Annotated in this window: 19 protein-coding genes; 12 read left to right on the top strand and 7 right to left on the bottom strand. The window is 73.7% G+C overall.

Annotated features, from left to right (window positions below):
• Nucleotides 1–129: 129 nt before the first annotated feature.
• The 10 genes from CRM73_RS06115 to CRM73_RS06070 all read left to right on the top strand — a co-directional run bounded on the left by CRM73_RS06115 (nt 130) and on the right by CRM73_RS06070 (nt 11603).
• Nucleotides 130–1437, top strand: coding sequence for a Mur ligase family protein (locus CRM73_RS06115; protein ID WP_229587160.1), 1308 nt, complete (start codon nt 130–132; stop codon nt 1435–1437).
• A gap of 11 nt (nt 1438–1448) precedes the next feature.
• Nucleotides 1449–2171 carry a type 1 glutamine amidotransferase gene (locus CRM73_RS06110; RefSeq protein WP_370658528.1) on the top strand — a complete coding sequence of 241 codons (723 nt, stop codon included), beginning with the start codon at nt 1449–1451 and terminating at the stop codon, nt 2169–2171.
• Between the two features lie 141 nt (nt 2172–2312).
• Nucleotides 2313–3074, top strand: coding sequence for a YebC/PmpR family DNA-binding transcriptional regulator (locus CRM73_RS06105; RefSeq protein WP_035928571.1), 762 nt, complete (start codon nt 2313–2315; stop codon nt 3072–3074).
• Nucleotides 3071–3697 carry a crossover junction endodeoxyribonuclease RuvC gene (gene ruvC, locus CRM73_RS06100; RefSeq protein WP_109244419.1) on the top strand — a complete coding sequence of 209 codons (627 nt, stop codon included), beginning with the start codon at nt 3071–3073 and terminating at the stop codon, nt 3695–3697. Before CRM73_RS06105 ends, ruvC begins: the two co-directional genes overlap by 4 nt.
• Nucleotides 3698–3787: 90 nt before the next feature.
• On the top strand, nt 3788–4432 hold the full coding sequence (gene ruvA, locus CRM73_RS06095) for a Holliday junction branch migration protein RuvA (RefSeq protein ID WP_017832261.1): 645 nt from the start codon (nt 3788–3790) through the stop codon (nt 4430–4432).
• 26 nt (nt 4433–4458) lie between these two features.
• On the top strand, nt 4459–5556 hold the full coding sequence (gene ruvB / locus CRM73_RS06090) for a Holliday junction branch migration DNA helicase RuvB (protein ID WP_043738545.1): 1098 nt from the start codon (nt 4459–4461) through the stop codon (nt 5554–5556).
• A gap of 106 nt (nt 5557–5662) precedes the next feature.
• Entirely contained in the window at nt 5663–6115 is a 453-nt protein-coding gene (yajC, locus tag CRM73_RS06085) for a preprotein translocase subunit YajC (RefSeq protein WP_229587158.1), read from the top strand.
• A gap of 90 nt (nt 6116–6205) precedes the next feature.
• Entirely contained in the window at nt 6206–8047 is a 1842-nt protein-coding gene (secD, locus tag CRM73_RS06080; protein ID WP_017832264.1) for a protein translocase subunit SecD, read from the top strand.
• Nucleotides 8047–9066, top strand: coding sequence for a protein translocase subunit SecF (secF, locus tag CRM73_RS06075; RefSeq protein WP_035928565.1), 1020 nt, complete (start codon nt 8047–8049; stop codon nt 9064–9066). The genes secD and secF overlap by 1 nt, the downstream gene beginning before the upstream one ends.
• 140 nt (nt 9067–9206) lie before the next feature.
• Complete coding sequence (locus CRM73_RS06070; protein ID WP_035928562.1) at nt 9207–11603, top strand: bifunctional (p)ppGpp synthetase/guanosine-3',5'-bis(diphosphate) 3'-pyrophosphohydrolase; 2397 nt, start codon at nt 9207–9209, stop codon at nt 11601–11603.
• A gap of 17 nt (nt 11604–11620) precedes the next feature.
• Here CRM73_RS06070 and CRM73_RS06065 read toward each other — a convergent pair whose 3' ends face one another.
• Both CRM73_RS06065 and CRM73_RS06060 read right to left on the bottom strand, forming a co-directional pair.
• Complete coding sequence (locus CRM73_RS06065; protein ID WP_017832267.1) at nt 11621–12217, bottom strand: type IV toxin-antitoxin system AbiEi family antitoxin; 597 nt, start codon at nt 12215–12217, stop codon at nt 11621–11623.
• A 91-nt stretch (nt 12218–12308) separates the two neighbouring features.
• Nucleotides 12309–13886 (bottom strand): DUF349 domain-containing protein, encoded by a 1578-nt coding sequence (locus CRM73_RS06060; RefSeq protein ID WP_370658527.1) that lies wholly within the window; start codon nt 13884–13886, stop codon nt 12309–12311.
• 227 nt (nt 13887–14113) lie between these two features.
• Here CRM73_RS06060 and hisS point away from each other — a divergent pair, with 227 nt between their 5' ends.
• On the top strand, nt 14114–15472 hold the full coding sequence (gene hisS, locus CRM73_RS06055) for a histidine--tRNA ligase (protein ID WP_017832269.1): 1359 nt from the start codon (nt 14114–14116) through the stop codon (nt 15470–15472).
• Nucleotides 15473–15663: 191 nt separating this feature from the next.
• Here hisS and CRM73_RS06050 read toward each other — a convergent pair whose 3' ends face one another.
• Nucleotides 15664–16962, bottom strand: coding sequence for an APC family permease (locus CRM73_RS06050; RefSeq protein ID WP_229587157.1), 1299 nt, complete (start codon nt 16960–16962; stop codon nt 15664–15666).
• Between the two features lie 144 nt (nt 16963–17106).
• Here CRM73_RS06050 and aspS point away from each other — a divergent pair, with 144 nt between their 5' ends.
• The gene (gene aspS, locus CRM73_RS06045) at nt 17107–18909 is read left to right on the top strand and encodes an aspartate--tRNA ligase (protein ID WP_229587156.1); all 1803 of its coding nucleotides are present in this window, start codon (nt 17107–17109) and stop codon (nt 18907–18909) included.
• A 167-nt stretch (nt 18910–19076) separates the two neighbouring features.
• On the opposite strand, the gene CRM73_RS06040 is transcribed toward aspS, so the two are convergent.
• From CRM73_RS06040 to CRM73_RS06025, 4 genes are all read right to left on the bottom strand, one after another.
• Complete coding sequence (locus tag CRM73_RS06040) at nt 19077–20378, bottom strand: DNA glycosylase AlkZ-like family protein (RefSeq protein WP_255662520.1); 1302 nt, start codon at nt 20376–20378, stop codon at nt 19077–19079.
• Between the two features lie 81 nt (nt 20379–20459).
• Nucleotides 20460–21755 carry an amino acid permease gene (locus CRM73_RS06035; protein ID WP_229587154.1) on the bottom strand — a complete coding sequence of 432 codons (1296 nt, stop codon included), beginning with the start codon at nt 21753–21755 and terminating at the stop codon, nt 20460–20462.
• Entirely contained in the window at nt 21752–22990 is a 1239-nt protein-coding gene (locus tag CRM73_RS06030; RefSeq protein ID WP_095650952.1) for a glutathionylspermidine synthase family protein, read from the bottom strand. The genes CRM73_RS06035 and CRM73_RS06030 overlap by 4 nt, the downstream gene beginning before the upstream one ends.
• Complete coding sequence (locus tag CRM73_RS06025; RefSeq protein ID WP_126346302.1) at nt 22990–23418, bottom strand: hypothetical protein; 429 nt, start codon at nt 23416–23418, stop codon at nt 22990–22992. The genes CRM73_RS06030 and CRM73_RS06025 overlap by 1 nt, the downstream gene beginning before the upstream one ends.
• Nucleotides 23419–23572: the final 154 nt, after the last annotated feature.

Here is a 23572-nt window from a genome sequence, read left to right as displayed (position 1 = left end):
CCTCGCGCAGCACGCGGCGGCGACACCGCGTCCGCCGTCGTCGTCGCCCGTCCCCCCTGCGGCCCGGAGGGACGCGCGGACCGCCCGCCCCCGGGGCACCCGGGTGCCCGCCGCCGCGCAGACCATAGGATGGAACGCATGTCCAGACCCCACGTGCGCCTGCTCGGCCAAGGCATCCGGTACCTGACCACCCTGCGCGGCGGAGGCTCCGCCTTCCCCGGCCTCGTCATGGAACGGCTGCACCCCGGGTTCGTGGCCGAGGAACTCGCGAAGCTGCCGCACGGCGTGGTGCTCATCAGCGGCACCAACGGCAAGACGACCACCACCAAGATGGCCGTCCAGCTGCTGCGCTCGCAGGGCTACAAGGTCTTCACCAACCGCACCGGCTCCAACTTCGTGCGCGGCGTGGCCGCCGCCCTGCTCGGGGAGATGAGCCTCACCGGCCGGCTCGACGCGGACGTCGCCGTGCTCGAGCTCGACGAGGCGCACGCCGTGCACTTCGTCAAGCAGGTCAAGCCCCGCCACGCGCTGCTGCTCAACGTCATGCGCGACCAGCTCGACCGCTTCGGCGAGATCGACACCACCCGGCGGATGCTCGCCCAGATCGCGGCGGCCACCACGGGCACCGTGGTCCTCAACCGGGAGGACCCCCGGATCGTCTCCCTCGCGGAGCACGTCCCCGAGGGCACGCAGACCCGCTGGTTCGGACTGTCCGCCCCGCTGCGGCCCATGTTCCCCTCCGACGACGACATGCGCTCGGCCGGCGGACCCGACGCCGAGGCCGACCACGAGGCGGAGCTGGCGCCCCGGCCGGCCGCCGACGTGGAGCTGACGTCCTTCGAGGCGAACCGGGTCCGGCTCACGGTGGGCGGGGAGGCCGTCGAGACCACCGTGGAGCTCTACGGGGTCTACAACATGTACAACGCGGCGGCCGCGCTCGCGCTGGCGCTCGCCGTGGCCGGCCCCGACGCGGACCGCGCCGCGCTGGTGGACGAGCTCTCCCGCGTCACCCCCGCCTTCGGCCGCGGGGAGACCATCACCGTGGACGGCCGGCCGCTGCAGCTGCTGCTCGTGAAGAACCCCGCCGGGTTCCGCCTCTCGCTGGCCTCGGCGCGGCCGGGCGACTACGCCACGATGATCGCCATCAACGACGAGTACGCCGACGGCCGCGACGTCTCCTGGCTGTGGGACGTGGACTTCCACTCCCTGCGCTCCGGCGGCGTGGACACGGTGTCCGGCACCCGGGCGTGGGACATGGCCCTGCGCCTGGACTACGACGAGGTCGCGGTGCGCGAGGTGGTCCCGGGCCTCGGCGACGCCCTGCGGCGCTTCGTCGCGGGGGCCGGGGACCGGCCGATGCGCGTCTTCTGCACCTACACGTCCATGCTCGAGCTGCGCCGGGAGCTGTCCCGCGTGGCCGAGGTCGCCGAGATCTGAGCGGAGCCCCCGTGACCGACCGCACCGTCCACCTCGTCCAGCTCTACCCCCGGGACATGAACATCTACGGGGACTGGGGCAACACCCTCACCCTCAAGCGCCGGCTGGAGAAGTACGGCTACGCCGTGCGGCTGAGCGACCACAACCCCGGGGACCCGTTCCCGCCCGACGCCGACCTGCTGGTGGGCGGCGGCGGCCAGGACTCGGGGCAGTTCCGGGTCCAGGAGGACCTGCAGCGGATCGCCCCCGAGCTGCGGGCCATGGCCGCCGACGGCGTGCCGATGCTCGCGATCTGCGGTCTCTACCAGCTCTTCGGCCACGAGTTCCGCACCGGCGCCGGCGAAACCCTGCCCGGCATCGGCATCCTCGACCTGACCACGGTGGGCGGGCCCACGCGCCTGATCGGCAACATCGTGCTGGAGTCCCCGGAGTTCGGGACCGTCGTCGGCTACGAGAACCACTCCGGGGTCACCCGGCTCGGCCCGGACCAGCCGCCGCTGGGACGGGTGGTGAAGGGCGCGGGCAACAACGGCGAGGACGGCACCGAGGGCGCCCGCGTGCACCACGTGGTGGGCTCCTACCTGCACGGTTCGATGCTGCCCAAGAACCCCGCCGTGGCCGACCACCTCATCCGCGCCGCGGTGGAGCGCCGGCTCGGCGTCTTCGACGCCGCACCGCTGGACGACACCCTGGCCGAGCGGGCCCGGGAGGTCGCGCAGGCCCGGCCCCGCTAGGGCCCCGGCCGGGGCGACGCGCACCCGGTAGAATGGACCGGGACTTCTCCGGCCCGTCCCGGCCACCGCCGGGGCGGGCCGTGCCGGGACGACGCACGACGCGTCCCGGCCGACCGCGAACGACTTCCCGAGGAGGGACGCATGTCAGGACACTCCAAGTGGGCCACGACCAAGCACAAGAAGGCCGCGATCGACGCCAAGCGGGCCAAGGCCTTCGCCAAGTACATCAAGGGCATCGAGGTGGCCGCGCGCATGGGCGGGCCCGACACCGCGGGCAACCCGGCGCTGGACCTTGCCGTGTCCAAGGCCAAGAAGAACTCGGTGCCGGTCGCGAACATCGACCGCGCCGTCAAGCGCGGCGCCGGCCTGACCGGTGAGGTCGTCGACTACACCGAGATCCTCTACGAGGCCCGCGGCCCGCAGGGCACGGCGCTGTACATCGAGTGCCTCACCGACAACAAGAACCGCGCCGCCTCCGAGGTGCGCGTGGCCGTGACCCGCAACGGCGGCACCATGGCCGACTCCGGCTCCGTGGCGTTCCTCTTCGAGCGCAAGGGAGTCGTGGAGGTCACCCGCACCGACGGGCTGACCGAGGACGACGTCCTCATGGCCGTCCTGGACGCCGGCGCCGACGAGGTCGTGGAGCAGGAGGACGTCTTCGAGGTCGTCTCCGAGGCCACCGACCTGCCCGCGATCCGCGCGGCCCTCGACGAGGCCGGGCTCGAGTACAACAACGACGACCCGCAGTTCCGCCCGAGCATGCTCGTGGAGCTCGACGCCGAGGGCGCCCGGAAGTTCCTGCGCCTCGTCGACGCCGTCGAGGAGCTCGACGACGTGCAGAACGTCTACGCCAACGCGGACATCCCCGCCGAGGTCCTGGCCCAGCTCGACTCCGAGGACTGACCACGGCCACGCAGCGGATCCTCGGGGTCGACCCGGGACTGACGCGGTGCGGGTTCGGCCTGATCGACATGGCCGGCAACCGCACCGCGTCCTTCGTGGACGTCGGGGTGGCCGGCACGGACGCCGCCGACCCGCTCGACGTGCGCGTGCTGCGGATCTGGGAGGCCACCGAGCGGTGGATCGAGCGCTACCGTCCCGACGCCCTCGCCCTGGAGCGGGTGTTCGCCCAGACCAACGTGAACACCGTCATCGGCACGGCCCACGCCTCCGGCGCCGTGATCGCCTCGGCCGCCCGCCACGGCGTTCCGGTGGCCTGGCACACCCCGTCCGAGGTCAAGGCCGCGGTGACGGGGGAGGGACGGGCCGACAAGGCATCCGTGGCCCGCATGGTGGTGCGCATCCTCCGGCTCGACGAGGCGCCCCGGCCCGCCGACGCGGCCGACGCCCTGGCCATCGCCATCTGCCACGGCTGGCGCGGCGGCGGCACGGGCGTGGACGCCACGGCCCGGACCGAGACGCACCAGGGCGCCCGCCCCCTGGCCGCCGCCCGCTCCGGCATGACCCCCGCCCAGCGGGCCTGGGCCGAGGCGGAGCACCGCGCCAAGCGGGGCGGGCGCCGCTGAGCCGGCGCCCACTGCTAGAGTGGTCGTCATTCGTAGATCTGTTCGATCGACCGTGCACGGCCCCCGCCGGGCACGGGAAGGAGTTGCGCGGTGATCGCGTCCATCACGGGACAGGTCGAGCACGTCGGCCTCACCACCGCCGTCGTGGCGGTGGGCGGGTTCGGCGTCCAGGTCCAGGCGACGCCGGAGACCCTGTCCGGCCTGCGGATCGGCGGGGAGGTCCGGCTCGACACGGCGTACGTGGCGCGCAAGGACGAGTCCCCGCTGCTTTTCGGCTTCCGCAGCCCCGCCGAGCGCGAGGTCTTCGAGATCATGCTCGGCGTCAGCGGCGTGGGCCCCCGCACCGCACTCGCGGTGCTCTCCGTGCTCGGCCCGGACGCCGTCCACCGCGCCATCGCGCAGGGGGACGCCAAGGCGTTCACCACCGTCCCCGGCATCGGCCCCAAGGGCGCCCGCCGGATCGTGCTGGAGCTGGCCGACAAGCTCATCGTCCCGGACCGTCCCGCCCAGCCGGCCGCGGCCGCCCCGATGGAGCCGTGGCGGGAGCAGGTGCTCGAGGCCCTCGTGGGCCTGGGCTGGAACGAGAAGGACGCCGCCCGGGGCATCGCCGACGCCCTCTCCGGCAGGGAGGAGCTCGCCGCCTCCGGTGACGTGCCCGCGATCCTGCGCACCGTGCTCGGGTGGCTCGGCGCGGCCAAGGCCGGGCCCCGGGTCCCGGCGGAGCGAGGAGCCTGAGCGTGGCCCGCGACGACGGCGCCGCCGTGAACTCCCGGGACCGGCTGGTCTCGGGGGAGGACGAGCCCGACGAGAAGCAGCTCGAGTCGGCGCTGCGGCCCGCGAACCTCGACGAGTTCGTGGGGCAGAAGCGGGTGCGCCAGCAGCTGTCCCTGGTGCTCGAGGCCTCGCGGCTCCGGGGCCGCTCCGCCGACCACGTCCTGCTCTCCGGTCCGCCCGGTCTGGGCAAGACGACCCTGGCCATGATCATCGCCGAGGAGATGGGCGCGCCCCTGCGGATCTCCTCCGGCCCGGCCATCCAGCACGCCGGCGACCTCGCCGCGATCCTGTCCTCCCTGACCGAGGGGGAGGTGCTGTTCCTCGACGAGATCCACCGCATGTCCCGGCCCGCCGAGGAGATGCTCTACATGGCCATGGAGGACTTCCGGGTGGACATCGTGGTGGGCAAGGGCGCCGGCGCCACCTCCATCCCGCTGGACCTGCCGCCGTTCACCCTGGTCGGCGCCACCACGCGGGCCGGTCTGCTGCCCGGCCCGCTGCGCGACCGCTTCGGCTTCACCGGCCACCTCGAGTTCTACTCCGTGGAGGAGCTCGAGCTCGTGCTGCGCCGCTCCGCCGGTCTCATGGACCTCGCGATGACCGCGGAGGGCTTCTCCGAGGTCGCCTCCCGCTCCCGGGGCACCCCGCGCATCGCCAACCGGCTGCTGCGCCGGGTGCGGGACTGGGCGCTGGTGCACGGCATCCCCCGGATCGACGCCCGCACCTCCTCCGCGGCCCTCGACATGTACGAGGTGGACACCCGCGGCCTCGACCGGCTGGACCGCTCGGTGCTCGAGGCGCTCGTGACGAAGTTCGGCGGCGGGCCGGTGGGCCTGTCCACCCTGGCGATCGCCGTGGGGGAGGAGACGGAGACGGTCGAGACCGTGGCCGAGCCCTACCTGGTCCGCGAAGGCCTGCTCGGCCGGACCCCCCGGGGCCGGATCGCGATGGCCGCCGCCTGGGACCACCTGGGCCTGCGCCCGCCCGAGCACGCGGCGTTCAAGGACCCCGGGCTGCGGGCCGCCTTCGGCGGCACGGCCGCGGCCCCGGCCGCCGAGGACGTCCCGCCGCTGTTCGAGGACTGAGCGCGGCCGCAGACCCGGGGGCTGCCTCCCGGGTGCCGTCCAGGACGCTGACGGGCCGGATCACCTACCATGGTGAGGACACCCACCACCGATCGAACGGAAGTCCGTGAGCCCGCTCCTCCTCGTCCAGTCCCTCCCCGCCCAGGCCGCCCAGCCCACGGGAGGCAGCACCGCCTGGCTGCTGCCCCTGATGCTCGTGGCCATGGTGCTCCTGCTCTGGCTGCCCATGCGCCGACAGAAGAAGGCCGTGGCCCAGGTCAAGGAGAAGCAGGCGGCCATGGGTCCCGGCACCGAGGTCATGACGAACTACGGCCTCTACGGCACCGTGCGCTCGATCGACCGGGACACCAACAAGGTGGTCCTCGAGATCGCCCCGGGCACCGCCGTGAACGTGCACCTGCAGACCGTCACCACGGTCGTCGAGGACGAGGCGGCCCCCGCCGCCGAGACCGAGGCGGCGCCGTCGGTGGTCGAGCCCGACGCCCCCGGCGCGGGATCGACCCCGGTCGAACCCCTCGACGACGACGCCCGGCGCGAGCCCGGGCAGCGCAACGACTGACCCCCCACGCGGGACGACGGGCCGACCACTGGTCGGCCCGTTCCCATGCACAGGCCCGGCCCCACCGGGCCGTCGTTCGTAAGGAAGACCATGGCACTGACCACACGCAAGACCCCCGGTGACCCGGGGCCCGCCGCCCCGGACGGCCCGTCCGGGCGGGGCGGCTCGACCGCGCCGGCGCGCTCGGGGGTGCGGGCCGCCCTCTCGACCGCCCGGCGGTCCCTCATCGGGCTGGCCGTGCTGCTCGCCCTGCTGGCCGGGCTCCTGGCCTGGGGCGCGGGCACCGACCGCACCGGCTGGGGCCCCAAGCTCGCCCTGGACCTGGAGGGCGGGACGCAGATGATCCTCTCCCCGTCCCTGCAGGGGGAGGACGCCGGCCAGGAGATCACCGCCGAGCAGCTGGACCAGGCCGTCGAGATCATCCGCCAGCGCGTCGACGGCTCGGGCGTGGCGGAGGCGGAGATCGCCACCCAGTCCGGCAACAACATCGTGGTCTCCATGCCCGGCGTGCCCTCCGCCCAGACCCGCGAGCTCATCCAGACCTCGGCGCAGATGAACTTCCGGCCCGTGCTCACCACCGCCGCGGCGGAGCCGGTGCCCGAGGACCAGCGCGTCGCCGAGGACGAGGTGCCCGAGCCCACGGCCGAGCCCACCGACGCCTCCGACCCGAACTGGATCACCCCGGACCTGTTCCGGGAGTTCGAGGAGGCCGACTGCACCGTGCCGCAGTCCCCCGAGGAGCGGGAGGCCCAGGACGCCGACGCCCCGACCATCGCCTGCGAGCCCGAGACCGGCACCAAGTACCTCCTGGGCCCGGTCGAGATCCAGGGCACCGGGATCGAGGACGCGTCCTACGGGACGGCGCAGAACTCCACCGGGGTCTCCCTGAACCAGTTCGCCGTGAACCTGCAGTTCGGCCCCGAGGCCACGGACACCTTCCGGGAGCTCTCCGAGCGGCTCTACGGCATCGGCAGCGCCACGCCCGGCGACCCCCGCAGCCAGTTCGCGATCCTGCTCGACGGCCAGGTGGTCTCCGCCCCGTCGATGAACGCCGTGATCTCCGACGGCCAGGCCCAGATCACGGGTCAGTTCACCGAGGAGCAGGCGCAGTTCCTGGCCGAGCAGCTCAAGTACGGCGCGCTGCCCATGAGCTTCGACATCCAGTCCGAGCAGCAGATCTCCGCGACCCTGGGCGCCGACCAGCTGCGGATGGGCATCATCGCCGGGATCATCGGCCTGGTGCTCGTGTGCGTGTACTCGCTCTTCCAGTACCGGCTGCTGGGCCTGGTGACCATCAGCTCGCTCGTGGTCGCGGGCGTGCTCACCTGGCTGGCGATCACGCTGCTGGGCTGGTCCGCGAACTACCGGCTGTCCCTGGCCGGCGTGGCGGGCCTGATCGTGGCGATCGGCCAGACCGCCGACTCGTTCATCGTCTACTTCGAGCGCATCCGCGACGAGATCCGCAGCGGCCGCTCCATCCCCGCGGCGGTCGACCACGGCTGGCAGCGCGCCCGCCAGACCGTGCTCGCGTCCAAGGCCGTGAACCTGCTGGCCGCGGCGGTGCTGTACTTCGTGGCCGTGGGCAACGTGCGCGGCTTCGCCTTCACCCTCGGGCTGACCGCGATCGCCGACCTCCTCGTCGTCTTCCTCTTCACGCACCCGGTGATGGTCATGCTCGCCCGCACCCGCTACTTCGGCGGCGGCGGGAAGCACTCGGGGCTCAGCCCCGAGGCCCTCGACGCGGTGCCCCTGTACCGGGGCGCCGGACGGCTGCGCGAGCCCTCGGCGGAGCACGACGGGCTGACCATCGCCGAGCGGCGCCGGCGCGCGGGACGGACCGCGCCGCAGGACCCCCCGTCCGCGGTAGCACCGGACGGCGCGCCGGTCGGCGCGCCGTCGTCCGCCGCCCGCACCCCCGAGGAGAACGCCTGATGTCCCGGTTCGCAGATTTCGGCAACGCCCTGCACAGCGGGCGGACCTCCTACCCCTTCGTGGACCGGGCCAAGCGGTGGCTCGCGATCGTGGGCGTCCTCGTGCTGCTCTCCCTGCTCGTGCCCGTCGCCAAGGGCGGCTTCAACCTCGGCATCGACTTCACCGGCGGGTCCGAGTTCACCGTGTCCGCCGTGGCCGATCCGGACATCGAGACCGGCCAGCGCGCCGTCGCCGATTCCTCGGACGCCGCGGAGGTCGAGGTCACCAACATCGCCCCGGAGACCGTCCGGGTGCGCACCGAGCAGCTCGACGACGACCAGACGCTCGCCGTCAAGGACGCCCTGGTCGAGGCCTACGGCGTGAGCGAGCAGGAGGTCACCTCCAACTTCGTGGGGCCCACCTGGGGCGCCGGCGTCACCAGCCAGGCCCTGCAGGGCCTGGTGGTCTTCGTGGTCCTGGCCACCGCCCTGATGGCCCTGTACTTCCGCACCTGGAAGATGTCCGTCTCGGCGGTCGCCGGCATGCTCGCCTCGGTGGCGATCACCGCCGGGATCTACTCGCTCGTGGGCTTCGAGGTCACCCCCTCGGCGGTGATCGGCTTCCTCACGGTGCTCAGCTACTCGCTCTACGACTCCGTGGTGGTCTTCGACAAGGTCCGGGAGAACACCGAGGGCCTGCTCGACGGCACGGCCCCGCCGGAGCTGGCCGGACGGAAGTACTCCGACCAGGTGAACCTCGCCGTCAACCAGACGCTCGTGCGCTCGATCAACACCTCCGTGGTCGGCATCCTGCCGGTGGGCTCGATCCTGTTCATCGGCTGGCTCGTCCTGGGCGCGGGCACCCTCAAGGACCTGTCCCTGTCCCTGTTCGTCGGGATCATCGTGGGCACCGCCGCCACCCTGTTCGTGGCCGCGCCCCTCTACGCGCTGCTGCGCCGCGGGGAGCCCGCCGTCCAGGAGCAGGAGGCCCGTGCGGGGGCGTCCGCCGAGCGTGCCGCCGAGGAGTCGCTCGCGCACTAGACTGTAGCCACCGTAGGGCGGGCCGTGCAGGTGCGGACCGCCACAGCAGCACACGTCGGACCCGGACCGGGGACGAGGACAGGGGCGGCGGCCGCACGGCCGCCGCCCCGCGTGCATCGATTGGGAAGGAAGTCCCGGCCATGAGCTCGTCCGACGACGGGGCCGTCCCCACGGGCCAGAGCGCCGCACCGACCCCGCCGCGCCGCTCGGACATGGCCGGCACCCACTACGTGGTGCCCGCGTCCCGGCCGATGCTGGGGCGGGCCGTGTTCCCGGGCCGCAGCGACCGCACCCGGTCGAGCCTGTCCTACCTCTCCGGCCGGCCCATGGACCACTCGCCGATCCTCGAGCCGCTGCTGCACACCGTGCGCGCCACCCACCCCGAGGAGGACCTCGAGGTCCTCCAGCGCGCCTTCAAGGTCGCCGAGAAGTGCCACGAGGGCCAGAAGCGCAAGAGCGGCGACCCCTACATCACCCACCCCGTGGCCGTGACCACGATCCTCGCGGAGCTCGGCATGACGGGCGCCACCCTGGTGGCCGCCCTGCTCCACGACACGGTCGAGGACACGGACTACACCCTGGAGCAGCTGCGCGCCGAGTTCGGCGACGAGGTCGCCGCCCTCGTGGACGGCGTGACGAAGCTGGACAAGGTCCAGTACGGGGACGCCGCGCAGGCCGAGACCGTGCGCAAGATGATCGTGGCGATGGCCAAGGACATCCGCGTGCTCGTCATCAAGCTCGCCGACCGCCTGCACAACGCCCGCACCTGGCGCTTCGTCTCCCAGACCTCCTCCTCGAAGAAGGCCCGCGAGACCCTCGAGATCTTCGCCCCGCTGGCCCACCGGCTCGGGATGAACACCATCAAGTGGGAGCTCGAGGACCTCGCCTTCGCGGCGCTCTACCCCAAGGTCTACGAGGAGATCGTGCGGATGGTGGGGGAGCGCCAGCCCCAGCGCGAGCGGTCGCTGGCCAAGATCCGCGAGCGGATCGCCCTGGACCTCTCCGAGGCCGGCATCGAGGCGACCATCACCGGCCGCCCCAAGCACTACTACTCGATCTACCAGAAGATGATCGTGCGCGGGAAGGACTTCGACGAGATCCAGGACCTGCAGGCGGTCCGGGTCCTGGTGAGCACGGTGCGCGAGTGCTACGCGGCGCTGGGCGCCCTGCACGCGCGGTGGCGGCCGCTGCCGGGGCGGTTCAAGGACTACATCGCCATGCCGAAGTTCAACATGTACCAGTCCCTGCACACCACGGTGATCGGCCCGGACGGGCGCCCCGTGGAGATCCAGATCCGCACCCACGAGATGCACCGCCGCGCCGAGTACGGCGTGGCCGCGCACTGGAAGTACAAGGACCAGGCCAACCAGGCGAACTCCGCGACCCCGAAGGCCATGGAGGGGGACCTCGCCTGGCTGAGCTCGCTCGTGTCCTGGCAGGAGGAGACCCAGGACTCCTCCGAGTTCCTCGACTCCCTGCGCTACCAGATCAACACGTCCGAGGTGTACGTCTTCACCCCCAAGGGCGAGGTCATGGCCCTGCCCGCCGGCTCCACGCCCGTGGACTTCGCCTACGCCGTGCACACCGAGGTGGGGCACAAGACCATCGGGGCCCGGGTCAACGGCAAGCTCGTGCCGCTGTCCTCGGAGCTCCAGCACGGGGACTGGGTGGAGGTGCTGACCTCCAAGTCCGAGCACGCCGGACCGTCCCAGGACTGGCTGAAGTTCGTGCAGTCCCCGCGGGCGCGCAACAAGATCCGCCAGTGGTTCTCCAAGGAGCGCCGCGAGGAGGCCATCGAGAAGGGCAAGGACGCGCTCACCCGCGCCCTGCGCAAGCACCACCTGCCCCTGCAGCGCACGCTCACCCAGGAGTCCCTGCTCGCGGTGGCGCAGGACTTCCACCGCACCGACATCAGCTCCCTCTACGAGGCGATCGGCTCCGACGTGGTCAGCGCCCAGGACGTGGTCGCGAAGATCGTGGGCGACCTCGGCGGGGCCGACGGCGCGGAGGAGGACTTCGCGGAGACCACCATCGCCACCCAGCCGGTGCGCCCGCGCGTGTCCGACTCGGGGGTGACGGTCCAGGGCGCCTCGGACGTCTACGTCAAGCTGGCCCGCTGCTGCACCCCGGTGCCGCCGGACGAGATCATGGGCTTCGTCACCCGCGGCGCCGGGATCTCCGTGCACCGCAAGGACTGCGCCAACATGCTCGCCCTCACCTCCACCGAGCGGGTGGTCGAGGTCGAGTGGGCGCCCACCCAGTCCAGCGTGTTCCTGGTCGAGATCCAGGTGGAGGCCCTGGACCGCAAGTCCCTGCTCTCGGACGTGACCCGGGTGCTCTCCGAGAACCACGTCAACATCCTCTCCGCGTCCGTGCACACCTCGAAGTCGCGGCTGGCGATCTCCCGCTTCGCCTTCGAGATGGGCGACCCCCGCTACCTGGACCACGTGCTCAACCAGGTCCGCCGGATCGACGGGGTCTACGACGTCTACCGCACCTCGGGCAACCGCCCCATCTCGGAGCCCTCCGGCCGGTGAGCCGCCCGGCCGCCCCGTCAGCGCAGGGGGCGGCCGATGGCCCGGGCGGCGCGGCGGACCCGCAGCAGCGCCGCCTGCCGGCCGGGCATCCGCTCGAAGCTCTCGAGCGCGGCCTGCACCAGCGGGGGCGGGCAGTGCAGGTGCGGGGCGTGCATGAGCTTCTCCAGGGCCGCGGTCCCCTCTTTTCCCGGCACGTGCAGGGCCAGGTCCACCGCGGTGCGCAGCGGCGTGGTGACGTGCACCGGCCCGGCGTCGTGGACGTCGTAGCCGCCCAGCGTGACCTGGTGCAGCGCCAGGCCCTCCGGCACGGGGGACATCGTGGTGCGGCGCAGCTTGTCCAGCAGCACCGGCAGGATGCTGGGGCGCCCGGCGCAGTCGTAGAACCACGCGGCGGAGAGCCGCCCGAGCACCCCGCGCCGCAGCAGGTGCGGCGGCAGCTGCGCCTCGAGCGCCGCGACCTTCACCGCCCGGGTCACCGGGCGCCCGCGCAGCACGTGCGCCTCCAGCACCACGGGCACGAGCACTCCGTCCGTGACGAGGGCCGAGAGCTCGGCGCGCGAGAACGGCCGTGCGGGCAGGAACAGGGTGTCGGGGTGCCAGGGCGGGGCGTCCATGGGCCCACTCTCGTCCACGGCCGCGGCACGGGAAAGGCCCCGCGGCGCGCTGTGGACAGCGCGGTCGCGGGGCCTTCCGGGGCGTCCCCGGTCAGCGCAGGTCGGCCGCCGAACGGCGCAGCGTCTCGAGCCACTGGCGGCTGGTGGCGAGCTCGCCCTCCAGCTTGGCCGCGCGCTTGGTGTCCCCGGTGGCCTGCGCCCGGGCCAGCGCGTCCTCCTGGTCCTCGATCTTCGACTCGAGCTGGGTGAGCATCGAGTTGGACCGTGCCTTCGTCTCCGGGTTGGAGCGCTGCCACTTCTCGTCCTCGACCTGGCGCACGGCGTCCTCCACGGTGCGCAGCTCGGCCTCGACCCGGCGCATGTGGGCGCGCGGGACCTTCCCCGCCTGCTCCCACCGGTCCAGGATGTCGCCCAGGGCCCGCTTGGCGGCCTTGAGGTCCGTGACCGGCAGCAGCGCCTTCGCCTCGGCGAGCAGCTGCTCCTTCACGGCGAGGTTGCCCTCGAACTCCTCGTCGATCCGGTCGTTGTCGGCCTTGCGCGCCGCGAAGAAGGTGTCCTGGGCGGCGCGGAACCGCGCCCACAGGGCGTCGTCGTCCTTCTTGGAGGCACGCTTGGACTCCTTCCACCGGTCCATCAGACGGCGGTACTCCGCGGCCGTGGCGCCCCAGTCGGTGGAGCCGGACAGGGCCTCCGCCTCGGCGATGAGGGCCTCCTTGGCCTTCTTCGCCTCGGAGTTGTCGGCGTCCAGCTGCGAGAAGAACGCCCGGCGGTGCCGGTCGAACGTGGTGCGCGCCGTGCGGAACCGCTTCCACAGGGCGTCCTCCGCGGCCCGGCCCAGACGGATGCCGGACTTCTGGTGGGTCTTCCACTGGTCGAAGAGCTCCGCCATCCGGGCCGAGGACTGCTTCCACTGCGTGCGCTGCGGGTCCTGGGCGGCGATCTGCTCCGCCTCCGCCACGATCGCCTCCCGGGCCGCGACGTTCTGGGCGCGCTGCGCCTCGTGGGCGGCCCGCTCGGCGGCCTCGAGCTCCCGGATCGCCGGGCGCAGGGCCTCCAGCCGGGACTCGAGGGCCTTGACGTCCCCGAGCATCTTGCGCTGGCCGACCTGCTCGGCGAGGTGGTCCACGGTGCTCTGCATGTCGGCCGAGGGCGCGCCCGCGGCCACGCGCTGCTCGAGCAGCGCCACCTGCGCCTCGACGTCGTCGAACTTCCGGGCGAAGTAGCCCAGCGCCTCGTCCTCGGTCGCGTCCGGGAACTGGCCGCAGAGGACCTCCTCGCCGTCGACGACCACGTAGACGTGCCCGTCTTCCGTGACCCGCCCGAAGGCCCGGGCGCGGGCCACGGACTCCGGGGAGGCGAGGGCCGGCGCCGCCGCCGACGGGGCCGCGCCCGGGGTCACCGACGGGGTCGCCGCCGGGGCCGCGGACGGCGGGACCGCCGCGGGGGTGGGGGCCGGGCCGGGGGAGGCCTGCGCCGGCGCCGCGGGGGCGCCCGGCCGGGGGACCCCCGGCTTCGGCACGGGTCCCGGGGCGGGGACGGGGCGGGGCGTGGGCTGGTCGTCGGATTCGAGACGTTCTGTCACCGCTGGAACTCTTTCGCTCTCGCCGGGTGCCGACCCCGGGAGCGTGCCCCGCGTCGTCGCCCGGCTTCGGACAATCGTCCTGCCCATACTACCGAGGCCGCCTGCTCCGGCCGCCGGGCGCTCCCCGGTGCCCCTGCGCCGCGCCCGGCGGGGCTCCGGACGGGGGCAGAGCGCGGGGCCGGGTCCAGGGCCGGTCCGGGCGGGGCTTTGGGCCGGGCGCGCGGGGATCCCTAGGATGAGTGCGGAACCGTCGGGCCCGTCCGGGCCGGCCGTCCACCCGTCCCGCCGCCGATCCACCCGAGGAGCACGTCCCCATGGCCCGCAAGACCTCCCTGTCCGGTTTCCCCGAATGGCTTCCGGAGGAGCGTCTGGTCGAGCTGCACGTCCTCGACGTCCTGCGGGAGAGCTTCGAGCTGCACGGCTTCTCCTCGATCGAGACCCGCGCCGTCGAGACGGTCGGCCAGCTGCTGCGCAAGGGCGAGATCGACAAGGAGGTCTACGTCGTCTCCCGGCTGCAGGAGGACGAGGACGCCGCCCCCGCCGAACGCGGTGACGACCAGCTGGCGCTGCACTTCGACCTCACCGTGCCCTTCGCCCGGTACGTGGTGGAGAACGGCGGGCACCTCGCCTTCCCGTTCCGCCGCTACCAGATCCAGAAGGTGTGGCGCGGCGAGCGCCCCCAGGAGGGCCGGGCCCGCGAGTTCACCCAGGCGGACATCGACGTGGTGGGCGACGGCGCGCTGCCGTTCCGCTACGACGTGGAGCTCGCGCTCGTGATGATCGACGCCCTGTCCAAGCTTCCCATCCCGCCGTTCGTGCTGCGCGTCAACAACCGCAAGCTCGCCGAGGGGTTCTACCAGGGCATCGGGCTGCAGGACACCGCCGGGGTGCTGCGCAACATCGACAAGCTCGAGAAGATCGGCCCCGAGCGGGTCGCCCAGGCCCTGTGCGACGAGGTCGGCGCCACCCCCGAGCAGGCGCAGGCCGCACTGCAGCTGGCGGCGATCCGCACCGAGGACACCTCCTTCGTGGAGCAGGTCCGCGCGCTGGGGGTGAACACCCAGCTGCTCGAGGAGGGGCTGCGCGAGCTCGCCGAGGTCGTGGGGGAGGCCTCCCGGCGCGCCCCCGGCACGGTGGTCGCCGACCTCTCGATCGCCCGCGGCCTCGACTACTACACCGGCACCGTCTACGAGACCGTGCTGGTGGGACACGAGCAGCTGGGCTCCGTGTGCTCCGGCGGCCGCTACGAGTCCCTCGCGTCCACCGGCAAGAAGACCTACCCCGGCGTGGGCCTGTCCGTGGGCGTCACCCGGCTGGTCACCCGCATGCTGTCCCAGGGGATGGCCGCGCCCTCCCGCAAGGTCCCCACCGCGGTGCTGATCTCCCTGGTGGACGAGGAGTCCTGGTCCTCGGCCCAGGACGTGGCCCAGCAGTTGCGCGAGCGCGGCATCGCGTGCGAGGTCTCGGCGAGCGCGGCCAAGTTCGGCAAGCAGATCAAGTACGCCGAGCGCCGCGGCATCCCCTACGTGTGGTTCACGGTCCGCGGCGAGGACGGCTCGCTCGCCCACGAGGTCAAGGACATCCGCTCCGGCGAGCAGGTCTCCGCCGACCCGGCCTCCTGGTCCCCGCCGGCCGAGGACCTGCGCCCGGTCGTGCGCGCGGCGGGCTCCTGACCGGTTCCCGACCGACCCCGCCGCCCCGCCCCGCCCCCTCCCGCCCCACCGAGCCCCCACATCCCTGCCGCCCGCTCCGCCGAGCCCCCACTCCTGCCGCGATTCCCCAGAAAAAATGTGGGGAAAGGGCAAGGGAATGGGGGCTCGGCGCCGTGGGTGACGGGAGAGTTGGGGGCTCGGCGCGGGGGAGGTCAGGGCCGCCGGGACAGGGCCAGGGCGCGCCCGGCCAGGCCCACGGCGAAGACCCCGAGCATCGTGACCACGGACTGCCACGGCAGGGTGAACGCCAGCACCAGGCAGCCGGCCAGGCCGAGCGCGTTGACCGCCCGGGGCGCCCACCCCGGGCGCTGCCGGAGGGTGAGCGCGGAGAGGTTCGCCAGCGCGTAGTAGACGAGCACGCCGAAGCTCGAGAAGCCGATGACCGTGCGGACGTCGCCGACCAGCACGAGCACCACCACGAGGCCGGCCACGGCCAGCTCAGCCGCCCACGGCACCCGGTGCCGCTGCGACACCGCGCCCAGCGGCCCCGGGAGGTCCCGCTCGCGGGCCATGGCCAGGGCCGTGCGCGAGATCCCGGCGACCAGCGCCAGCAGCGCCCCCAGCGTGGCCAGGGCGGCGGCCGCGGTGACGACGACGGCGCCCGCGGTCGCCGGCCCGGCCGCCCAGCCGGCCTCGCGCACCACCGTCAGGAGCGGGGCGGCCGACGCCGCGAGCCGGTCGACGCCGAGGAAGCGCAGCAGCCCGAGGCCGAGCAGCCCGTAGAGGAGCAGCGTGAACGCCAGCGCCCCCAGGACGGCCCGGGGGATGGTGCGGGCCGGGTCCCGGACCTCCTCGCCCATGGTGGCGACCCGGGCGTAGCCGGCGAAGGCGAAGAACAGGGTGCCCGCCGCCGGCAGCACGCCCCAGCCGGTCCCGTCCCACCCGGGGCCGTCCCCCGCAGGGGCCCCGCCCGCAGTGGGGCCGGTGCCCGAGAACAGCAGCACGACCACGGCCAGCAGGACCACCAGCACCGGGGCGACCAGCAGCTTCGTCAGCCGGGCGGTGCGGGTGACCCCGCCCAGGTTCACCGCCGTGAGACCGAGGACGGCGGCCACGGCGAGCAGCCGCGCCCCGGCGTCGTCGGCCCCTGTGAGCTCCGCGGCGTAGAGGCCGAAGGTCAGCGCCATCGCCGCCGCGGACGCGGTCTTGCCGGTCACGAAGCCCCAGCCGGCCACGAAGCCCGGCCACGGGCCCAGCTGCCGGTTCGCGTACACGTACGTGCCGCCGGAGGCGGGGTGGACGGCGGCCAGCTGGGCGGTGGACGTCGCGTTGCACCAGGCGACCACCGCGGCCAGCAGCAGCGCCAGCGGCAGCCACCGGCCGGCGAACCCCGCGGCCGGGGCGAAGGCCACGAACACCCCGGCGCCGACCATCGAGCCCACCCCGATCACCGTCGCGTCGAGGCTGCCCAGGCGGCGGGCGAGGGCCGGGTGGCCGGGGGAGGTGCTCATGGTCGTCCTGTCGTCGTCCTGGCGGCGGAGGCCCGGGCTGTAAACTCGTGCACGGAACGAGAGTAGGGGTCCCCGGTGAATCCTGGGGAAACGCGCCGCGGGCGCGGCCCCGTCCGCACCTCCCGAACAACGAAGGGTTTTTCAGTGCTGCGCACCCACAACCTCGGCGCCCTGCGCGCCGAGCACATCGGAGAGACCGTCACGCTGGCCGGCTGGGTCGGCCGGCGCCGCGACCACGGAGGGGTGGCCTTCCTGGACCTGCGCGACGCCTCCGGGGTCGCCCAGATCGTGGTGCGCGACGAGGCGGACTTCCACCACCTGCGCAACGAGTTCGTCCTGCAGATCACCGGCACCGTGGAGCGCCGCCCCGAGGGCAACGAGAACCCGGCGCTGGCCACCGGCGAGGTCGAGGTCATGGCCGAGACCGTGACCGTGCTCAACACCGCCGCCGCGCTGCCCTTCCAGATCGACGAGCACGTGGAGGTCGGCGAGGACGCCCGCCTGCGGCACCGCTACCTGGACCTGCGCCGTCCGGAGCCGGCCCGCATCATGCGCCTGCGCTCCGACGCCAACCGGGTGGCCCGCGAGATGCTGCACCAGGACGGGTTCACCGAGGTGGAGACGCCCACCCTGACCCGCTCCACCCCCGAGGGCGCCCGCGACTTCGTGGTCCCGGCCCGTCTGGCCCCGGGCTCCTGGTACGCCCTGCCGCAGTCCCCGCAGCTGTTCAAGCAGCTGCTGCAGGTCGGCGGGATCGAGAAGTACTACCAGATTGCCCGCTGCTACCGGGACGAGGACTTCCGCGCCGACCGCCAGCCCGAGTTCACCCAGCTCGACATCGAGGCCTCCTTCGTGGAGCAGGACGACGTCATCGCCCTCGGCGAGCGGATCGTGGCCGCGCTGTGGAAGCTCATCGACGTGGAGATTCCCACGCCCATCCGCCGGATGACCTACGCCGAGGCGATGGCGAAGTACGGCTCCGACAAGCCGGACCTGCGCTTCGGCCTCGAGCTCACCGAGCTGACCGAGTACTTCCAGGACACCACTTTCCGCGTGTTCAAGGCCCCCTACGTGGGCGCCGTGGTCATGCCCGGCGGGGCGTCCCAGCCGCGCCGCACCTTGGACGCCTGGCAGGAGTGGGCCAAGCAGCGCGGGGCCAAGGGTCTGGCCTACGTCCTCGTCGGCGAGGACGGCACCCTGACGGGGCCGGTGGCCAAGAACATCACCGAGGCCGAGCGCGAGGGCCTCGCCGCCGCGACCGGCGCGCAGCCCGGGGACTGCATCTTCTTCGCCGCCGGCGAGAAGAAGTCCTCCCGCGCGCTACTCGGCGCGGCCCGCGTGGAGATCGGCCACCGCACCGGGCTGATCGACGAGGACGCCTGGGCGTTCGTGTGGATCGTGGACGCGCCCCTGTTCGAGTCCGCGGCCGAGGCCGTCGAGTCCGGCGACGTCGCCGTGGGCGCCGGCCAGTGGACCGCCGTGCACCACGCGTTCACCTCGCCCAAGCCCGAGTTCCTGGACACCTTCGACCAGGACCCCGAGCACGCCCTGGCCTACGCCTACGACATCGTGTGCAACGGCAACGAGATCGGCGGCGGCTCGATCCGCATCCACCAGCAGGACGTGCAGCGGCGGGTCTTCGAGGTCATGGGCATCGGCCGGGAGGAGGCCGACGAGAAGTTCGGGTTCCTGCTCGAGGGCTTCAAGTACGGCGCGCCCCCGCACGGCGGCATCGCCTTCGGCTGGGACCGCGTGGTCGCCCTGCTGGCCGGGACCGACTCCATCCGCGAGGTCATCGCGTTTCCGAAGACCGGCAACGGCTTCGACCCGCTGACCGCCGCCCCGGCGCCGATCACCCCGCAGCAGCGCAAGGAGGCCGGGGTGGACGCCAAGCCGGGGGCGAAGCAGGACGAGGACCTGAAGGCCGAGAAGGCGGCCGCGCACTAGGCCAGGCCCCCATCGGGCCGAGTCCGCCCGCTCCGGGCGGACCCGGTCCGATGTGCTCCCGGTGCGCCGGTGCTCGGTCCGGCAGCAGCACGGCGGTGCCGAGCCCCCGCCGCAGGCCGATCCAGCTTGCGCCCCCCGCGACCGGCGTCGGGACGGATCCTCGGGCCTCAGCGCGGACACGGACGGCGGAGCTCACCCCGCAGCGGACCGGTCAGATCCCCTCTCGCGTCCTCGTCCACGGCGACGGTGTCCGCGCCCAGCCACGTCGCGGTCGTCGCCAGCTCGGCCGCCAGCTCCCCGACGACGACGGAGCGCGTCGGCCACCTCGTTGCCGCGGCGGCGTCGGGACCCGGCTCCTCGGCGAAGGCGGAGCGGACCAGGAGGACGCCGCGGTCCCGGTCGTACTTGAGGTCGACCCGGGCGACGAGGGACTCGCCGAGCAGGAACGGCAGCACGTAGTAGCCGTGGGTGCGCCGGGAGGCCGGGGTGTAGATCCCGATGCGGTAGTGCATCCCGAACAGCTCCAGGAGCCGACGACGCTCGAAGACGAGCGGGTCGAAGGGGGCCAGCAGGGCACGGGCGCCCGTGCGGCGCGGCACGCCGGCGTCGACGTGCAGCCACGCCGGGCGGTCCCAGCCGGCGACCGTGACGGGCAGCAGCTCGCCGCCGTCGACGAGCTCGTCGACAGCGCGGCGGGTGACGCGCTGCCCGAGGCGGAAGTAGTCGGCGAAGCACCGGACGGTCCCGATGCCGTGGGCGCGGGCGGCGATGCGGACGAGCTCGCGGACGGCGTCATCCGGGTCCGGCGGCGGCTGACCACGGACGTGCGGGGGCAGGACGCGCTCGGCGAGGTCGTAGACCCGCTCGAACTGTGCGTTGCGGCGCGCGGCGCCGAGCTGCCCGGCGTCGAAGAGGATCTCCAGGGCTGTCCTGGCGGCGCTCCACCGCCAGCCCCACCCTTCCTCGGCGCGCTGGGCGTGGCGGGCGTCGACGAACGCCTCGACCTCCCGGGCCGTGAGCGGGCCGCGCTCGGCGACGACGTCACGGACGAGCTCGAGCACGCCCGGGTGGCGGGCCTCCAGCGCGTCGGGGTCCATGCCGGCCCAGCGCCGGCGGGTCCAGGCGACGAGCGGGAAGGTGGCGACGGGCAGGTAGCAGGCCTCGTGCGCCCAGGCCTCGACGAGGCGGCGCGGCGCCCGGCCCGCTGCCCGATCGAGCAGGGCGGTGTCGTACGGCCCGAGCCGGGCGAGCAGCGGCAGCAGGTGCGCCCGGACGAGGACGTTGACCGAGTCGATCTGCAGCAGCCCGATGCGCTCAACGGTGCTCGTGACGTGCCGCATCGTCACCACCGGGGGCCGGGTGCGATCCAGGCCCTGGGCGGCGATCGCGACGCGGCGCGCCTGGGCCGGGCTGATCGTGCGGGTCACCCGGACGACGATACCGAGACCGGCGTGCGGAGTCGACGGCATTCGCGGCCGCGCGCACGACTGCGGCCGGAGCATGGTGGTCCGGGCACCAGCGGTCCGGCAGGGCAACAGCCGGCGAGGGGGTCAGTCGAGCAGGCTCTCCAGGTGCGGGGTGCGCTCGTGGGCGCCCGGCAGCGGCTCACGGCCCCGGCCCAGGAGGAACCACAGCGGGACCACGAGCAGCGCGAGCACCAGGCCCACCCACACCCACGAGGCGGTCAGCGCGTACTCCGCACCCGTCAGCACGAGGGCGACGGCCATGAGCGCGGCGCCCAGCACGCCGAGCGCCCGCGCCGCGGCCGTGCGCCCGAGCTTCGCCACCGCCGCGCAGGCCAGGCCGTAGTAGAGAGCCACGAGCACCGAGATGATGCCGATCGAGTCGTCGAAGAGCGGCCCGGAGAACGCCATCCAGGCGGCGGCGACGGCGGCGGTGGTCCACGTGGCGAAGGACAGGGACCGGAAGCGGCGCGGCAGGTGCCCGCCGCGCGCCATGGACATCAGGCCGCGGGAGGTGGGGATCATCGTGGTGCCGATGGACGCCCCCGCCGAGACCGCCACGAGCGCGGCCAGCAACGGGGAGGCCACCGAGGACTCCGGGGCATAGGCCCAGCCGATGGCGGCGTAGGCGGCCGCCACCACGCCCAGCGCGACCCACGCCGAGACCCGCGGGGCCCGCTGCGTGGTGGACTCCTCGGTGAGCGAGAACGTGGAGTCCCACCCCCAGTACAGGAACAGGGCCAGCAGCACGGCGGCCGCCACGTCCCCGATCGAGACCCCGGTGCCGGTGGCGAGCTCCGCGGCGCCGTAGAAGCCGGTCCACTCCCCGTCCTCGACGCCCGTGCCGGGCGGCAGGGCCGGCGCGGTGCGCACGGCCCACACCAGCACGCCCACCCCGATCAGCTGCAGGACGGCCAGGACCCACTGCACGGCGGCCGAGACCCTGATCCCCGTGGCGGACACCGCCGCGAAGGCCGCCATGAGCAGGGCGGCCACGGCGGTGGTGGTCCAGGGCCCGGCGCCGATCCCGAGGGCGAACAGGGCGGAGTCGGCCGTGACCCAGGCGAGGGAGGCGAGCACGAGGGTCGCCGAGAGCCACAGCCCCCACCCGCCCAGGAACCCGGCGAACGCGCCGTAGGCCTCCCGGGCCCATCGGTAGACGGTGCCCTGGTCCTCGTAGAGGGCGTCCAGGCGGGCGAAGCAGACCGAGACGACCACCATGGGGAGCACGGCGCCGACCAGCACCACGGGGGTCCAGGTGCCGACCAGGGCGTGGATCAGGCCCACCGTGACCACGGCCGAGTACAGCGGGGCGATCGAGGTGGACCCGATGACCGCGGAGGTCGTGGTGGAGATCGACCGGGGGAGCAGGTGGGCGGTCACAGCAGACCCTTCTTGTCGATGACGTTGGGCACGAACCGGCAGTAGTAGTCGGTCAGCGGGCCGTCCGACTCGCGGATGCCGATGCCGGCCGCGCCCGCCTCGCCCACCACCCACGAGCCGATGACCGGGTGGTTGGGGGCGCCGTCGGAGCCCGGGAAGTTCCGGATGGGCGTGTAGGCCTGCCACACGTCCAGCGGGGACGGGTGGGGGTGCTCGGAGCGGATCCGCACGTTGCGGGCGTGCATCTCGATGCCGTCCCCCTCGCGGCCGAACACGGGCTTGCGCACCCACTCCCGCAGCTCGCCGGGCCCGTCCGGGTGGGCGGCCAGCAGGTTCTCGTGCCCGGGGAAGCACCGCCACAGGGCCACGAGCAGGAGCTTGTTGGACTGGAACATCTTCCACGCCGGCTCGTACCAGTGGTGCATCCGGGTGGGGTCGTCGAGCACGAACGCCCCGGGGCCGTCGTCGACCATGTGCTCCCACGGGTGCAGGGCGAAGATCTCCTCGATCGGGCCGACCACCACGGGGTCGTCCACGTCCCCGGTCGCGTGCACCCAGCCGCCGGACCCGGTGTCGTAGCGGACGTCCTCGACGGGCAGCAGGACGGCCCGGTAGCCGGCCTCGACCGCGGTGTTCGCGATGACGGCGGCGTTGGCCGCGTCCTCCCCGGACTCCTCCTCCCGGGTGTAGGCCACGTGCAGGGTCTTCGTGGCCGAGTACGGCAGCCGCTGCCGCCACCGGTCCACGAGCATGGGCCACAGCCCGTTGAGCTGGTCGAACTCCGGGTGGTCCTCGCCCAGGCCCGGGAACAGCGCCTCCATGCGGCTCCACTGGCAGATCGCCCCCTCGACCAGCCCGGTGGGGGTGTCGCCGTTGAGCTCGAGCATCTTCGGCGGGCCCGTCCCGTCCCAGGCCAGGTCGAAGCGGCCGTAGACCGAGGGCTCCCGCAGCCGGAGGGAGTGCTGGGCCAGCTCGAAGGCCGCCTCCGACAGGCCCAGCGTGCCCAGCGCGCCGGTGGCCAGGTACCGGGCGGCCTCGGCGCACATCCGGTGCAGCTCGTCCGTGACGGACTCCAGCTCGTCCACCTCGTCGGGGGAGAAGACGTAGGCGGCCGTCTCGTTCCAGTACGAGAAGGACCGGCCGTCGGGCCGCTCGGTGCGGGCGTAGGTGAGCCCCTCGGCGCGGACGGTGCGCTCCCAGCCGGGGCGCGGCGCCAGGCCGTCGATGCGCCGCATCAGGAGCCCCAGCCGCTCTTGGACCCGCCGAAGCCGCGCGAGACGCCGCTCTTGCCCACGGCGGCCCCGTCGCGGGGCAGACCGCGGGCCACGGTGGCCGAGCCCGGCGGCCGGCCGGTGCTCCAGCCCGCCGCGGACGACACCGGCGAGCCCACGGCGGGGACGGCCGTGGCCCGGGCGGAGCTCATGAGCACCCACATCGGGAAGAAGCCGCCCACCCGCGGCCCGCGGTCGTCGTCGCACTCGTCGTCGTCGACCCGCACGGGCTCGGCGCCGCCCTCCCCGTCCGGGTCCTCGACGCAGATCTGGGCGTAGTCCGAGTCCACCTCCTGCACGTCCTGGGCCTCCTGCCCGCAGCCGGTCAGGGCGATCGTCAGGGCGCCGATCGAGGCGGCGGCCATGGTCCGTGAGGAGGGGCGGGGCGGCATGCGGGGCCTTCCGGGACGAGGACGGGACGGGGCGGTCGAGGACTGCGGTGGCGCCGGTCGGGGCGCGGGGCCGGCCGGCACGGTCCGCACGGCGGCGCCGGTGCACCCGGCCCGCCCGTGCGGGGTCCTCCGAGCGTACGACGTCCCGGCCCCG

This window comes from Kocuria sp. CCUG 69068, assembly GCF_020833785.1.
Lineage (GTDB): Bacteria > Actinomycetota > Actinomycetes > Actinomycetales > Micrococcaceae > Kocuria > Kocuria rosea.
The sequence above is the reverse complement of the archived record's forward strand: the minus strand, read 5'-3'. Positions and strand labels throughout refer to the sequence as shown.